The sequence below is a fragment of the Streptomyces sp. NPDC088116 genome, from assembly GCF_044741745.1.
In the GTDB taxonomy this organism is placed as follows: domain Bacteria; phylum Actinomycetota; class Actinomycetes; order Streptomycetales; family Streptomycetaceae; genus Streptomyces.
Map to the genome: position 1 here is coordinate 327610 of NZ_JBIUTF010000006.1, position 14400 is coordinate 342009.

Annotated in this window: 14 protein-coding genes; 3 read left to right on the forward strand and 11 right to left on the reverse strand. The window is 70.6% G+C overall.

Translation table 11 applies throughout. The features are described 5' to 3' along the window. Nucleotides 1–39: 39 nt before the first annotated feature. Entirely contained in the window at nucleotides 40–1398 is a 1359-nt protein-coding gene (locus tag ACIOJD_RS25040; RefSeq protein ID WP_401917630.1) for a GH1 family beta-glucosidase, read from the forward strand. 177 nt (nucleotides 1399–1575) lie between these two features. Here ACIOJD_RS25040 and ACIOJD_RS25045 read toward each other — a convergent pair whose 3' ends face one another. The 6 genes from ACIOJD_RS25045 to ACIOJD_RS25070 form a co-directional block, all read right to left on the reverse strand. After that, nucleotides 1576–2565: a PfkB family carbohydrate kinase gene (locus tag ACIOJD_RS25045; protein WP_401917632.1), complete on the reverse strand. Its 990-nt coding sequence runs from the start codon at nucleotides 2563–2565 to the stop codon at nucleotides 1576–1578. After that, a complete protein-coding gene (locus ACIOJD_RS25050; protein ID WP_401917634.1) occupies nucleotides 2562–3554 on the reverse strand; it encodes a zinc-dependent alcohol dehydrogenase family protein in 993 nt (330 codons plus the stop codon). The genes ACIOJD_RS25045 and ACIOJD_RS25050 overlap by 4 nt, the downstream gene beginning before the upstream one ends. Then, nucleotides 3555–4460, reverse strand: a complete 906-nt coding sequence (locus ACIOJD_RS25055) for a carbohydrate ABC transporter permease (protein ID WP_401917636.1) — start codon at nucleotides 4458–4460, stop codon at nucleotides 3555–3557. It abuts the gene before it with no gap. Then, nucleotides 4457–5413: a carbohydrate ABC transporter permease gene (locus ACIOJD_RS25060; protein WP_401918042.1), complete on the reverse strand. Its 957-nt coding sequence runs from the start codon at nucleotides 5411–5413 to the stop codon at nucleotides 4457–4459. The genes ACIOJD_RS25055 and ACIOJD_RS25060 overlap by 4 nt, the downstream gene beginning before the upstream one ends. Nucleotides 5414–5436: 23 nt before the next feature. Beyond that, the gene (locus tag ACIOJD_RS25065) at nucleotides 5437–6816 is read right to left on the reverse strand and encodes an ABC transporter substrate-binding protein (RefSeq protein ID WP_401917638.1); all 1380 of its coding nucleotides are present in this window, start codon (nucleotides 6814–6816) and stop codon (nucleotides 5437–5439) included. 165 nt (nucleotides 6817–6981) lie between these two features. Continuing rightward, a complete protein-coding gene (locus ACIOJD_RS25070) occupies nucleotides 6982–7743 on the reverse strand; it encodes a DeoR/GlpR family DNA-binding transcription regulator (protein ID WP_401917640.1) in 762 nt (253 codons plus the stop codon). Between the two features lie 421 nt (nucleotides 7744–8164). Here ACIOJD_RS25070 and gndA point away from each other — a divergent pair, with 421 nt between their 5' ends. Then, nucleotides 8165–9607: an NADP-dependent phosphogluconate dehydrogenase gene (gene gndA, locus ACIOJD_RS25075; protein ID WP_401917642.1), complete on the forward strand. Its 1443-nt coding sequence runs from the start codon at nucleotides 8165–8167 to the stop codon at nucleotides 9605–9607. Between the two features lie 373 nt (nucleotides 9608–9980). On the opposite strand, the gene ACIOJD_RS25080 is transcribed toward gndA, so the two are convergent. From ACIOJD_RS25080 to ACIOJD_RS25095, 4 genes are all read right to left on the reverse strand, one after another. After that, on the reverse strand, nucleotides 9981–10628 hold the full coding sequence (locus ACIOJD_RS25080; RefSeq protein ID WP_401917644.1) for an aspartate/glutamate racemase family protein: 648 nt from the start codon (nucleotides 10626–10628) through the stop codon (nucleotides 9981–9983). A 283-nt stretch (nucleotides 10629–10911) separates the two neighbouring features. Beyond that, nucleotides 10912–11304: a GNAT family N-acetyltransferase gene (locus tag ACIOJD_RS25085; protein WP_401917646.1), complete on the reverse strand. Its 393-nt coding sequence runs from the start codon at nucleotides 11302–11304 to the stop codon at nucleotides 10912–10914. Then, nucleotides 11273–11815: a DoxX family protein gene (locus ACIOJD_RS25090; RefSeq protein ID WP_401917647.1), complete on the reverse strand. Its 543-nt coding sequence runs from the start codon at nucleotides 11813–11815 to the stop codon at nucleotides 11273–11275. The genes ACIOJD_RS25085 and ACIOJD_RS25090 overlap by 32 nt, the downstream gene beginning before the upstream one ends. 175 nt (nucleotides 11816–11990) lie before the next feature. Next, nucleotides 11991–13250 carry an SGNH/GDSL hydrolase family protein gene (locus ACIOJD_RS25095; RefSeq protein WP_401917649.1) on the reverse strand — a complete coding sequence of 420 codons (1260 nt, stop codon included), beginning with the start codon at nucleotides 13248–13250 and terminating at the stop codon, nucleotides 11991–11993. A 168-nt stretch (nucleotides 13251–13418) separates the two neighbouring features. Between ACIOJD_RS25095 and ACIOJD_RS25100 the strand changes: the two genes are divergently transcribed. Then, nucleotides 13419–14066 carry an endonuclease gene (locus ACIOJD_RS25100; protein WP_401917650.1) on the forward strand — a complete coding sequence of 216 codons (648 nt, stop codon included), beginning with the start codon at nucleotides 13419–13421 and terminating at the stop codon, nucleotides 14064–14066. Between the two features lie 64 nt (nucleotides 14067–14130). On the opposite strand, the gene ACIOJD_RS25105 is transcribed toward ACIOJD_RS25100, so the two are convergent. Continuing rightward, complete coding sequence (locus ACIOJD_RS25105; protein ID WP_401880672.1) at nucleotides 14131–14331, reverse strand: antitoxin; 201 nt, start codon at nucleotides 14329–14331, stop codon at nucleotides 14131–14133. Between the last annotated feature and the right edge of the window lie 69 nt (nucleotides 14332–14400).

Sequence of the window (14400 nt, forward strand, 5' to 3'; positions counted from 1 at the left end):
CGGCCGGGCCAGTCAAGCACCCCTGCAGAAAGGCAGTCCGTGAGCGACCTCACCGACCTCACCGCCCTTCCGGCCGACTTCACCTGGGGCGTCGCCACCGCCTCGTACCAGATCGAGGGAGCGGTGGCGGAGGACGGCCGCTCCCCGTCGATCTGGGACACCTTCTCCCACACGCCCGGCACCATCGACAACGGCGACACCGGCGATGTGGCGTGCGACCACTACCACCGGGTCGCCGAGGACATCGGGCTGATGAAGCGGCTGGGCGTCGGCGCGTACCGCTTCTCGCTCGCCTGGCCCCGGGTCGTGCCCGGCGGCGACGGACCGGTCAACAAGGCCGGACTCGCCTTCTACGACCGGCTGGTGGACGGCCTGCTGGAGGCGGGCATCACCCCGTTCGCGACGCTCTACCATTGGGACCTGCCGCAGACCCTCCAGGACCGGGGCGGCTGGCCGGCCCGGGACACGGCGGAGCACTTCGCCGCGTACGCCTCCGCCGTGGCCGAGCGTCTCGGCGACCGGGTGAAGGACTGGGCGACGCTCAACGAGCCGCTGTGCTCGGCGTGGATCGGCCACCTCCACGGCAGCATGGCACCCGGAGTGCGGGACCTGACCGCCGCCGTACGCGCCTCGTACCATCTGCACCTCGGGCATGGCCTGGCGGTGCAGGCGATCCGCGCGGTCTCCTCGGACGCGCGGATCGGCATCGTCAACAATCTCAGCCCGATCGAACCGGCCACCGACAGCGAGGCGGACCACGCGGCCGCCGTCCGGGCCGACGGCCACACCAACCGCTGGTGGCTGGACCCGATCCACGGCCGCGGCTACCCACAGGACATGGTCGATCTGTACGGCGTGGAGCTGCCCGAGCGCCCCGGCGACCTGGCCACGATCGCGGCGCCGCTGGACTGGCTGGGGCTGAACTACTACTTCCGCCAGGTCGTCCAGGACGACCCGGCCGGCACAGCTCCGTTCGCCCGGCAGGTCGCCGTGCCGGACGCCCGGCACACCCATATGGGCTGGGAGGTGCACGCGGACGGCCTGGAAAAGCTGTTGATCCGGCTGACCGACGAGTACGGCGCGCGGCGCGTCTACGTCACCGAGAACGGCTCGGCCTTCCCGGACACCGTCCGCCCGGACGGCACCATCGACGACCCGGAGCGCACCCGGTACCTGGACGAGCACCTGGCGGCCTGCGCGCGGGCCGTGGCGAAGGGCGCTCCGCTCGCCGGATACTTCGCCTGGTCACTGATGGACAACTTCGAGTGGGCGTACGGCTACGACAAGCGGTTCGGTCTGGTGCATGTGGACTACGCGACCCAGCGGCGCACCATCAAGGCCAGCGGCCTGCATTACGCGGACCTCATCCGCTCCGCGCGCGGCCGCGAGGGCTCCTGAGCACCGGAGGCCGGGGCCGCGAGGCCGCAAAAAGCTCAAGGCGCGAGCCACAGAAGGCCAGGGCCGGCCACCGTGCGGAACGGACCGGAGCCACCGCCCCTCCGGGGGGAGGGACGGTGGCTCCGGCTGTGGGGGGTGAGCGTGGTCTTCAGGACACGAGGTCTCCCGTACGGATGCTCAGATACGGGCCGGCGTCGACGGCAGCGACGGTTCCGTACCGGTCTGGGCGACCACCGAGGCGGCCACCTCGGAGGCGAACCCCAGCATGGCGGCCACCTTGTCACCCGGCAGCCGGCTCACACCGCCGTCGCCGAGCACGCGCGTGGCGCCACCGCCCGGGGAGCCGGTGGGTCCGGCGGCCCCGTTGACGGTGAGCCAGTGCAGGACGCCCGCCATGAAGGCGTCACCCGCGCCGATCGTGTTGACCACCGTGACCGGCACCGCGGGCACGGACACCGGCTCGGCGGAGCCGCTGTAGGCCGTGCTGCCCCGGGCACCCCGGGTGAGCACCACGAGCCTGCCCTCCCCCGCCAGCCGTCGGCAGGTCTCGTCGGGATCCGTGTCCGGCCACAGGCGCCCGAGGTCCTCGTCGCTCGCCTTGACGACATGCGCCAGGGAGCACAGCTCCCGCAGCCGGCGCACGCTCGGCTCCGGGTCGAGCGTGCGGTCCTCGCGCACATTGGGGTCCACGACCAGCAGGGACCGTTCGGCACCCGCGCGCGCGGTGGCCGCCACGGCTCCGGCCGACGGTTCGACGACCGCGGCCAGTCCGCCCACGTACACCGCGGCGAACCCCGCCACCTCGGCGGAGTGGTCCGGCAGCTGGAAGGTGGCGGTGTCCGCGAGGTGGAAGTGGTAGCCGGTGCCGTCCGGGCCCGGGTCGGCGACCGCGAGCGTGGTGGGCAGCTCCGAGCGCGCGCAGAGGCCGAGCCGCGTACCGGCGGAGGCCAGTCGCTGTTCGATCATCCGGGCGAAGCCGTCGCCGCCGAGCGCGCCCGCGAACCAGCTGGGCGTGGACAGCCGGGCCAGCCCCGCGGCGACATTGGCGGGCGCGCCGCCGGGCTGGGCCCGCAGTGTCTCCGGACCGTCCGGCGAGGGGACGAGGTCGATGAGCGCCTCTCCCATCACCAGGACGGCGCCGGACCCCGCGTCGGGACCTTCGGTCACGGCTGCACCACGATCTTCCGTCCCTTGCCCGCCTTGAACTGGTCGAGCGCCTGCGGGTACTGCTCCAGCGGCAGCCGGTCGCTGATGAAGACCGCCGGGTCGAGCACCCCGGTGGCGAAGAGCGCGGCGGCCCGCTCGTAGCTGTGCAGCACCGCCATGGAGCCGGTGATGGTGATCTCCTGGTTGTAGATGCGGTACGGCTCGATGACCGCGGTCGTCGCGTAGTCGGCGACCCCGAACTGGAGGAAGGTGCCGCCCTTGGCGACCCGGCCGAGGCCGTCCTGGATGGCCTTCGCGTTACCGGTGGCGTCGATGACGAAGTCCCAGCCACCGGGCCGGTCGAACTCGTCCGCCGAGGTGGCCGAGTTCGAGCAGCCGAGCTTCGTGGCGGTCGCCAGCCGCTCCGGGTTGACATCCAGGACATCGACGACGGCGGCGCCGGTGCGCTTGGCGAGCTCCAGCATCATCAGGCCCATGGTGCCGGAGCCGTAGATCAGCACCTCCGCACCGAGGGTGGAGCTGTTGAGCACGTCGTAGCCGCGGACCGCGCAGGACAGGGGCTCGATCAGCGCCGCGTCCCGCACGTCGATGTGGTCGGGCAGCCGGACGCAGTTGGCGACGGGCGCGACGGCGAACTCGGCCGCGCCGCCGGGCTTGCTGACGCCGATGGCGTTCCACTTGTCGCACAGGTTCGCCCGCCCGGAGCGGCAGTAACGGCACTCGTGGCAGTACAGCGACGGGTCGACGGCGACCTTGTCGCCCACGGACAGCTCGGTGACGTCGGAGCCCAGACCCACGATCTCGCCGGCGAACTCATGACCGGGCACGATCGGCAGGGTGGGCGCGAACTCGCCCTGCAGAATGTGCAGGTCCGTACCGCAGATTCCGCAGGCGGCGACGGAGACGACGACCTCACGGGGGCCCGGGGTGGGGTCGGGAACCGTCGTGACGGAGACCTTGCCGGGGGCTTCGATAATCGCTGCCCTCATTTACTTAACAGCTCCAAGAGAAAGGCCCTGGACGAGTTTGTCCTGGGCGGCGAAACCTGCGGCGAGCACCGGCAGGGACACGACGACGGACGCCGCGCACAGTTGAGCGAGGAAGAGCCCCTGGCTGGTCACGAAGCCCGTCAGGAACACGGGTGCGGTCTGGGCCGTCACCGATGTGAGCACCCGGGCGAACAGCAGCTCGTTCCAGCTGAAAATAAAGCAGATCAGGGAGGTGGCGGCGATACCGGGGGCCGCCACCGGGGCCACCACCCGGGCCAGGACGGTCGGCAGCCGGGCCCCGTCCACCTGCGCCGCCTCGATGATGGAGACCGGTACGTCCGCGAGGAAGGACTGCATCATCCACACCGCGATCGGGAGGTTCATCGAGGTGTAGAGGATGACCAGCAGCCAGATGTTGTCCAGCATGCCGACATTGTTGGCGAAGAGGTACACGGGCAGCAGTCCGGCGACCACCGGCAGCATTTTCGTGGACAGGAAGAAGAACATCACATCCGTCCACTTCTCCACGCGCTTGATCGAGAGCGCGTATGCCGCCGGGAGTGCCAGCACCAGCACCAGCAGCGTGGAGAAGACGGACGCCATCAGGGAGTTGAGCAGCGGCGGCCAGGGGCTGGCCCCGCTCCCGGAGCCGAAGAACACCCGGTAGCTGTCGAGGGTGAGACCCGCGGCGAACGACGGCGGGTTGGTCGCCGCGTCCGCCTCCGAGTGGAAGGAGGTGAGCAGCATCCAGATCGCCGGCAGGCAGAAGACGATGCCGATGATCCAGGCCAGCAGGCCCAGCCCGGCGGTGCGCCGCCTGGCCCGCCGGGTCTCGGGAGCGTATGTGTCGATACGGGGCGCGGCCTGGGCGGCCGACGGGGACTGCGCGACGGAGTTGGTGCTCATGCGCGGTTCGCCTCCTCACTGAAGAGGGACGAGACGACGCGCAGGGCGAAGGTCGCGATCACGATCGTGCCGATCACGACGACGACTCCGGCGGCGGAGGCCAGTCCGTACTCGTGAGCCTGGTAGAAGGTCTGGTAGATGGTGTACGGCAGGTTTGCCGTGCCGAGTCCCCCTGAGGTGAGGGTGAATACGGCGTCGAAGTTCTGCACGATGTAGATCGAGCCGAGCAGGATGCCGAGCTCCAGGTAGCGGCGCAGATGCGGCAGGGTCAGGTAGCGGAACATCTGCCAGCCGCTCGCGCCGTCCAGCTTCGCGGCCTCCATGATCTCGGCGGGCCGGCTCTGGAGGCCGGCGAGCAGGATGAGCATCATGAACGGGGTCCACTGCCAGATGAGGGAGGTCTCCACCGCCAGCAGTGGCATGTCGGAGATCCAGTCCGGCTGGGCGGGGTTCTCCACCCCGAAGAGTCCGGTGAACCAGGCCCAACCGCCGTTGAGCAGGCCGTACTCGGGGTTGTAGAGGGCGTGCTTCCACAGCAGCGCGGCCGAGACGGGGACCAGCAGGAACGGGGTGATCAGCAGGGTACGGACGAATCCGCGGCCCTTGAACTTCCGGTCGAGCAGCAGGGCCAGCAGCAGTCCGAGGACGACGCTGACGATCACGACGGTCGCGGTGAGCAGGACGGTGGTGAACACCGATTCGCGCAGGCTCGCGTCGGTGAACACCGAACCGTAGTTGGAGAGTCCGGCGAAGGCGCGGTTGTCGGGGGCGAGGGAGTTCCAGTTGAAGAGCGAGATCACCAGGGTCGCCACAAAGGGCAGTTGGGTGACCGCGATCAGGAAGACAAGGGCGGGCAGCAACGGGGCGCGGGTGGCCCAGGCGCGGGCCCGTCCGGAGCTCTTACGGGGAGCGTTGGGCGGTGCCGAGGGGTCCGACGAGCCGGCCGGCGACAGTGACGGTGTGCTGACGGAGGTACTCACTTCTGCTTCTCACCTACCTTCTCGGCAAGTTCCTGCGAGGTCTTCAGGGCCTCTTCGACTGATTGTTTGCCCGCGATGGCGGCGCTGATCTCCTGGGACACCTTGGTGCCCAGGTCCGTGAATTCGGGGATGTCGACGAACTGGATGCCGACCGTGGGCCGTGGCTGGGTGCCCGGGTCACGCGGGTTCGCGCTGGCGATCGCCTGCTTGGTGACATCGGCGAACGCGGCGGCGTCCTTCAGGTAGTCGGGGTTGGCGTAGGTCGAGGCGCGCTTGCCGGCGGGCACGTTGGACCAGCCGATCTTCTCGCCGACGAGGTTCTCGTACTCCTTGCTGGACGCCCAGGAGATGAACTTCCACGCGTTGCCGGACTTCTTCGACGCCTTCTGCATGCCCCAGGCCCAGGTGTACAGCCAGCCTGAGCTCTCGGTCTTCTCCACGGGCGCGGGTACGTAGCCGACCTTGCCCTTGACCCGGGATCCCTTGGCCTCCAGCGATCCGGCGCCGGCGGTGGCGTCGTACCACATGGCCGTCTTGCCCTGGGTCATGTTGTTGAGACACTCGGCGTAGCCGGACTGAGGAGCGCCCGCCTCGCCGTGGTCACGGACCAGGTCGACATAGAACTTGGTGGCCTTGGTGAACTCCGGGGAGGTCAGCTTCGCCTTCCAGTCCTTCGTGAACCAGGTGCCGCCCATGGTGTTGACGACGCTGGTCAGCGGGGCGATCAGTTCGCCCCAGCCGGGCAGTCCGCGCAGACAGATGCCCTTCATGCCGGGCTGGGCGCCGTCCGCCTCGGCGGCGAGGTCGGCGACCTCCTGCCAGGTGGGTTTCGCCGGCATCTTCAGGTTCTTCTCCGCGAAGATGTCCTTGCGGTACATGAGGAAGGACGATTCTCCGTAGAAGGGCTCGCCGTACAGCTTGCCGTCCTCGGCGGTGAGGGACTCCTGGAGCGGCGGCAGGATGTCGCCCTGGTCGAAGGCCTTGTCCTTGGCGGCGTACTCGTCGAGCGGGTGCAGCCAGCCGTTCTTCGCGAAGAAGGGCACCTCGAAGTTGCTGATGGTGGCGATGTCGTACTGGCCCGCCTGGTTGGAGAAGTCCTGGGTGAACTTGTCCCGGGCGTCGTTCTCCGGCAGCACCGTGAAGTTGACCTTGATTCCGGTCTCCTTCGTGAAGTGGTCCGCGGTCAGCTTCTGCAACTCGACCATCTGCGGGTTGTTCACCATCAGCACATTGATCGTGTCGGCCCCTCCTGAAGAGGTGCCGCCGGCTCCGGCGCACCCCGCGAGCAGGGCCGTCAGGGCGGCGCCCGCGCCCACCCGCACGTGGATTCCGCGTGCACGCGCGCGGAGTCCACGTGGTCGTTGTTGGAGGGGCATGAGATTTCTCCTGATCATTTCGTTGCGAGAGGGGGGAAATTCTGGGACGGCTCTGTCCTGCCGCCCGCCGGGGAGGACGGTTCTGCCGCCCGTCGGGTGAGGAAACGGGAGCAGGGGGGACAGGGAGCCGTGGGGCCGCCGGGAACAGCGGCGCGCGGCGCGGATTCAGACGCGGATGACCTGCGGCCCGAGCAGCGAGTAGCGCTGGGACTCCGCGGAGGAGAGCCCCGAATCCGTGACGATCGATTCGAAATCCCCGACCTCGGCGAAGCGGCAGAAGCTGACCGCCCCGAACTTGGTGTGGATTCCGGCGAAGACGCGGCGTCGGGCGCTCCGCATGGCCTGGGACTTCACCTCGCTGACGGCCGGATCGGGGGTGGTGAGGCCGAACTCGCGGGAGATGCCGTTCGCTCCGATGTACGCCAGGTCGATGACGAAGTCGGCGAGCATCCGGGTGGTCCAGTGGTCGACCGTGGCCATCGTGGAGCCACGTACCCGGCCGCCGAGCAGCAGTACGGCCGTCTTCTCGGAGTCGGCCAGCGCGCTCGCCACGGCGAGTGAGGCGGTGACGACGGTCAGCGGCCGGTCACGGGGCAGCGCCTCGGCGACGAGCTGAGGGGTGAAGCCCTCGTCGACGAAGACGGTTTCCGCGTCACCGAGAAGGTCCGCGGCGGCGGCCGCTATCCGCGACTTCTGGGGTACGAGTCGGGTCGTCCGGGCCGCGAGGGTGGTCTCGAAGCCGGCGCTCTCCACCGGATAGGCCCCACCGTGGGTGCGCCGCACCAGCCCGTGTTCCTCCAGGGTGTGCAGGTCGCGCCGGACGGTCTCCTTGGCCACGAGAAGTTTCACGGCCAGCGCGCTGACCTCGACCGACCCGTCCCGTCGGGCGATCTCAAGAATCTCTCGTCGACGCTCGTCCGTGTCCACGACAACACTTCCCTGCTCTGCTGCGGCTCAGCACCCGTTCGGGCTCATGGGTCGTTTGTACAAGCAAGGCACCCGCCGCCACCAGGCCCTTCACACGACCGACTGCGACCGTTCATGCCCGTTTGACAGCGAGCGTTCATGCTGGTCAGCGCGGCGGGAAGGGACGATGTTGCACGTATCACTGCCCGATTGGGGCCCTCTTCGCGCCCGTTCGGCGCCCGCCGCGGTACGCGGTTTCTCCGCAAACGGAGCCCGTACGGGAGCGCCGCGCGTGCCCGCACCCTGGACAGGGTGGTCCGCGCGAGGGCCGGAATGCGTAACCTTCCTGGCAGCTTGACGATTGTTGAACGGCCGTGTTCGCCCGTACGTATCGCCTTCCGGCGGGCGCGGCACATCCGAACGAACATCCAGGAGCACACGCATGAGTGGTACTGCCCAGATCGGCGTCACCGGACTCGCGGTGATGGGCCGCAATCTTGCCCGTAACTTCGCCCGCAACGGATTCACGGTCGCGCTGCACAACCGCACCGCGTCGAAGACCCGTGCCCTGGTGGACGAGTTCGGCGAGGAGGGATCCTTCGTCGCGGCCGAGTCGGCGGAGGAGTTCGTCGCGGCGCTGGAGCGGCCTCGCCGCCTGGTCATCATGGTGAAGGCCGGCGATCCGACGGACGCCGTGATCGAGGAGTTCGCCCCCCTGCTGGAGGAGGGCGACGTCATCATCGACGGCGGTAACGCGCACTTCGCCGACACCCGGCGCCGGGAGAAGGAACTGCGCGAGCGCGGTATCCACTTCGTCGGTGTGGGCATCTCGGGCGGCGAGGAGGGCGCGCTGCACGGTCCGAGCATCATGCCCGGCGGCTCCACCGAGTCGTACGCCTCGCTCGGTCCGCTGCTGGAGCGGATCGCCGCGAAGGCCCCCGACGGGACGCCCACGGTGGCGCACATCGGCCCGGACGGCGCGGGTCACTTCGTGAAGATGGTGCACAACGGCATCGAGTACGCCGACATGCAGCTGATCGCCGAGGCCTACCACCTGCTGCGGTCCGTCGCCGGCTACTCCCCCTCGAAGATCGCGGAGACCTTCCGGACCTGGAACACGGGCCGGCTCGACTCGTACCTGATCGAGATCACGGCGGAGGTGCTCGCCCATACGGATGAGGCCACCGGCAAGCCGTTCGTGGACATCGTGACCGACCAGGCCGAGCAGAAGGGCACCGGACGCTGGACCGTGCAGATCGCCCTCGACCTGGGGGTCCCGGTCTCCGGTATCGCCGAGGCGGTCTTCGCCCGCTCCCTCTCCGGGCACGCCGGACTGCGTGAGGCGTCCCGCTCGCTGGCCGGCCCGTCGGCGGCTCCGCTGGGCGAGGCCGAGGCGGCGCGCTTCGCCGACCAGGTCGAGCAGGCGCTCTACGCGTCGAAGATCGTGTCGTACACCCAGGGCTTCCACCAGATCCAGGCGGGCAGCGAGGAGTACGGCTGGAACATCGACTCCGGTTCCGTCGCCGCGATCTGGCGGGCGGGCTGCATCATCCGCGCCGCGTTCCTCGACCGGATCCGCGAGGCGTACGACACGCAGCGCGACCTGCCGAGCCTGCTGTCGGACAAGCAGTTCGCCGAGGAGATCGGCGCGGCGCAGGACGACTGGCGCGCGGTGATCGCCGCCGCCGTGCACCAGAGTGTCCCGACGCCGGGCTTCTCGGCGGCGCTCGCGTACTACGACGCGCTGCGCGCCGAGCGGCTGCCCGCCGCGCTCACGCAGGGGCAGCGCGACTACTTCGGCGCGCACACCTACCGGCGCGTGGACCGCGAGGGCTCGTTCCACACCCTCTGGGGCGGCGACCGTTCCGAGGTCTCGTCCAGCTGATCGCGGTCAGCGCGGCCGGCTGATCACCTCCGGCCGAGCGGCCCGGGTGCGGGCTCCGGCTCCGGCCCCGGTACGGGGGTGGGGCCCGGCGGGGTCGGGACCGGGTCCGGCGGAGGTACGGGCAACGGACTCGGCGGCGTCGGGACCGGTCCCGGGCCCGGCGGGCCGGGCGGCGGCGTGGGCGACGGCGGTACGGGATCAGGAGGCGACGCGGGATCAGGAGGCGATACGGGATCGGGGTACGGGCTGGTCATGCCTGACCTCCAGTAGTACGGGAGTCGTGCGTTCCCAATGTCTCGCGTTGCGCGTGCCCACGCGCGCCGGGTCCCACGCGTGATCGGCGCGGATCCTTCCGGAACCGCGCCGATCGCCGTCAGCGGGCGGCGTCCGCGGCGCCCTTCGCGACCCTGACCGCGGCCGCGGTCAGGCCCGGCCGCGGGCTGGAGAGCACGGGAGCGCCGTTGGTGGTGCGTCCGGCCGCGTCGGCCATCGACGCCTGCGCCAGCACGATCACGTCCACTCCGGTGATGCCGTCGACGGCCGCGGCCACCGCGTCCAGATAGCCGTCGTGGTCGCCGGCCTCGAAGCGCTCCCAGGCCCCCTCGACCAGCAGCGTCCGCAGATCGACGGGCCGCCCGGCCGCCTCCTGGCGGATCAGCGCGAGCGTCGGTTCCAGGGTGCTCTCCAACGCCGCGACCACCGCGACCCGGCCGGCCGAGGCCGCCACCGCGGCCATCGGCCGGTCGACCCTGAGCACGGGCACGCCGAGGGCCCCGGCCGCGTCCTCGGCCACACCGCCGATGGTCGAACAGGTGCACAGCACGGCGGTCGCACCCGCCTCGACGGCGGTCATGAGCAGCGACTCGACATCGGACGCGACGGCGTCCGGGCCTTCGGCCCTGGCCCTGGTCAGCAACTCCTCGTCCACGAGGTGCCGCAGCGCGAGTTCTGGGTGGTCGGCGTCCCGGAGAGCGTCGAAGACCGGGACATGGACGAAGGACGTGTGCAGGAGAGCCAGCATGATCGCGATGGTAGGGCGTGTTGCGAAAGTCCCGCCCGGCCCGCGACGCCCGGCCCGCGCGCTCGCCGCGTTGTCGGAGCCGTCCGAGTACGTCCAGTACGCACACGATCCTGCGCCTTGCGAGCACGCGCGCCGGACGCCGCAGGCCCCGCCCTCAGGGCGGACGGCGCTACTGTCGCCACATGTCCCTGGCCCTGTCCGGTCGATCGTGCCGGTCCGGCCTGGTGCCGGTCCCGGCGCCAGACGAGGCGGGTTCTCGACGTGCCCGACGGGCTCAATCCGCTCACCAGGCCTGCGGGTCGGCGCTCAGCTGCCGCTCCGCCGCCTCGACCGCTCCGGCCGGCGCCGCGGGAGCCTCGTCCGGATGGCGCTGCGCCCACCTGGCCGCGTACGGACACAGCGGGACCACAGGCACGCCCTCGCGCCTCGCCATCGCGTAGAACTCCCGTACCAGCGCACCCGCGATGCCCTTGCCTTCCTGGCCCTCCTCCACCACGGTGTGCACCGCGACCAGCGCGGCCGGGGTGCCGGTCAGGACGAAGTAGGCGATGACGCCGACGGGCCGGCCGTCCTCGTACGCCTCCAGGCGGCCCGTCGAGCGGCTGTCGCGGATGTTGAGATCTGTCATGAAATCGGTCTCCCTGTCAGAACTCTGAGCGCGCCGCCTCTTCTTCACGGTCTGCCACCAGAGCCTTGGCCCGCTTCCGGATGACCACGGCCGCCGCGACCGCGCTCGCCGCGAAGGCTACGGGCACCATCCAGGGCTGGTCGAGACGGTGGCAGGTGGCCCGGTCGAGGGAGTAGCGGCCGGCGCCCATGAGAGCGATCGACGCGGCCGTCCAGCCAAGGTGGCCCGGGTGCTCGAAACCGCCCTCCTGGGCGAAGAATCCGTTGGGAGCGTGCACCGACGCCGCCCCGGCCATGCCGCCCGCCGCCGCCGCGCCGGCGGCCGGGGTGGCCAGGCCCAGGGCCAGCAGTGCGCCGCCACCGGCCTCGGCGAGTCCGGAGGCGATCGCGCTCGGCCTGCCAGGCCTGAAGCCCATGGCCTCCATTCCCCGGGCGGTTCCCTCGATTCCGCCGCCGCCGAACCAGCCGAACAGTTTCTGGGTGCCGTGCGCGAAGAGCACTCCTCCGGTGCCGATCCGCAGGACGAGCAGGCCGATGTCGCTTCGGGAGGGACAGGTCATGGCGGACTCCGGGGGTATCGGGGTGCGTGACGAAGGAACGAAGGGATGGGGCCGTACGACTCCACTGTCCGCGTCCCGGTGCGCGGCAGGTCAGTGTTGCTGGGCCGTACGGGTCCGCACGGAACGCGGGGCGGGCGATGTCACCCGCCCCGCGCCCGCTATCGGCTGAGGCCGGTCACCGGTCGCAGCGCAGGCCGCCGATGTCGACGGCGTCACTCATGGCCTTCATCCCCGCGTCGTTCGGGTGCAGATGGTCCCCGCTGTCGTACGCGGGCAGGAACTTCGCGGGGGCGGCCGGGTCCTTGACCGCCGCGTCGAAGTCCACGACCGCGTCGAACGCGTGACTCTCGCGCACAAAGGCGTTGACCGCTTGCCGGACGGCTTCACCGCTCTCGTTCCACTCCTCCCAGCCCTGATACGGCATGACGGTCGCCCCGACGACACAGGCACCGGCGGCATGACTCCGCCGGATGATCTCCCGGTATCCGTCGATCACTTGGGCGGCTGTGGGAGCGGGGGTGGCCTTGATGTCGTTGACGCCCTCGAGAAGGATCACCGTGCGCAGCCCCCGCTGCGACAGGACGTCACGGTCCAGCCGCTTCAGGGCGCTCACCCCGGCGCCGTCCGACAGCACCTTGTTGCCGGAGATTCCCTCGTTGGCGACGCCCTTGAGGGTGGTGCGACGGTCGTTCCGCAGCCGTTCCGCGAGGAAGTCGGGCCAGCGGCGATTGGCGTCGGCGGTCGAGATGGCGCCGTCGGTGATGGAGTCACCGAGTGCCACCACGGCTCCGGTGCCGCGCGGGGCGTCGACCACCACCGCGTCGAGGTAGTAACGGAAGGTCGTCCGCTGGGTGTAGGCGGTGCCGGACTCCTCGGCCGCGTGATCACCGGCGGGCGCGATGTACGAGGTCTGGAGGCCCATCCGGTGGCCGGTGGCGGTACCGGCCGCGTCCTGTACGTACACGCTCACGGCCAGGTCGGCCGCCGGGCGTACGGACCCGCGCAGCGGGTCGCTGTAGACGGAGCCGCCGGGCGGGACGGTGACCGAGGCGGCCCCGCGGAAGGTCAGCGCGCGGTTGGTGCCGGGCACCAGGGCCGCGCCCGAGGCCCGTACCCCGGCGTAGGCGCGGCCGAAGGTCACCGGCTGCTCGCCGAAGGCGTTGGACAGCCGGATCCGCAGGCCGCTGCCGCCGGCGCTGGTGTGGACGACGATCCGGTGGGTCCGTGCCGGGACCGCGGCATCCAGCCGGTCGGCGCTGGCGCCCCAGGTGACGACGGATGTGGTGGGTGCGGTCGGCGCCGTGACGGCCGTGGGCGCGGCGGCGGGGGCGGTACGGGCGGAGGCCGCCGTCGGGGCGGCGAGGACCGCACTGACAACGAGGGCGAGAACGGCGACCGTGCTCCGGGCGCGTCGGGGTAACTCCGGTCTGTTCATTGCGGGTTGATCCCTCTCGTAGCGGGAGTCGTGCCCATGTCATTAATGGCACGGGCGGAAGGCGCTTCCGGTTCGACACGCGAACGCATGCGACCGGCAGCCGGCCGCGCCACAATGGAAACCACCGGGATCACCACCGCGGTATCCGCCGGACGGAGGAGGCGCGTTGTGCCGAAGACCAGCGCCCGGGAAGCCGTGCGGGATCTGCTGGTCACGCACGGCCGTACCTATGCCGATCAAGCACATGTCCACTTGCGGAACACACCACAGCCGCTCTACCAACTCCTCGTGCTGTCCGTCCTGTTGAGCGCGCGGATCCGCAGTGACACCGCGGTCGCGACTTGCCGCGCGCTCGCGGACGCGGGGCTGCGTGACGCGCGGCGCATGGCGGACGCGACCTGGCAGGAGCGCGTGGACGCGCTGGGCGAGGGCGGCTACCGGCGCTACGACGAGCGCACGGCGACGCAACTCGGTGCGGGCGCCGAGCTGCTGCTGGACGAATATCACGGCGATCTGCGCCGGCTCCGCGCCAGAGCGGACGGGGACATGGCCGTCCTGCGTTCGCTGCTCCGGGAGGTGCCGGGGCTCGGCCCCGTCGGTGTCGACATCTTCCTGCGGGAGGTGCAGGGGATCTGGCCGGAAGTGGCACCGTATCTGGACAAGAAGGCCCTCCAGGGCGCGCGCGAGCGCGGGCTGCCGGACGACCCCCGGGCACTGGCGCGGCTGGCAGGTGACACCGATCCGGCCCTCTTCGCGGCGGCGATGGTCCGGGCCGCGCTCGACAAGAGCGGGACGCGGAAGGAACGGAAGAGCTGACGCGGGGCCGCCTTCCCACGAGCGGAGAGGCGGCCCCTCGTCAGCAGGGCCGAACGACGTACCGTCAGCCGTGCGGAGGCTTGTCGTCCGAGGGCGGCTCCTGCGAGCCCAGCTGCTCGTCCATCTTCTTCTGAGCGCTGTCGACCTGGCCGCTGTACTTGTTCCCGGTCTTCCGGTCGAACGCGTCGCCGGCCTTCTCCACGCCCTGGTGGGCCGTGTCCTCGTGGCCCTTGATGAGGCCCTTCAGCTTGTCGAGCATCGACATGGTCCGCTCCTCGCTCGGGACGTACTCACGTCCACCTTCCCCGCTGCCCGGCCATCCCGCATCCGCAGC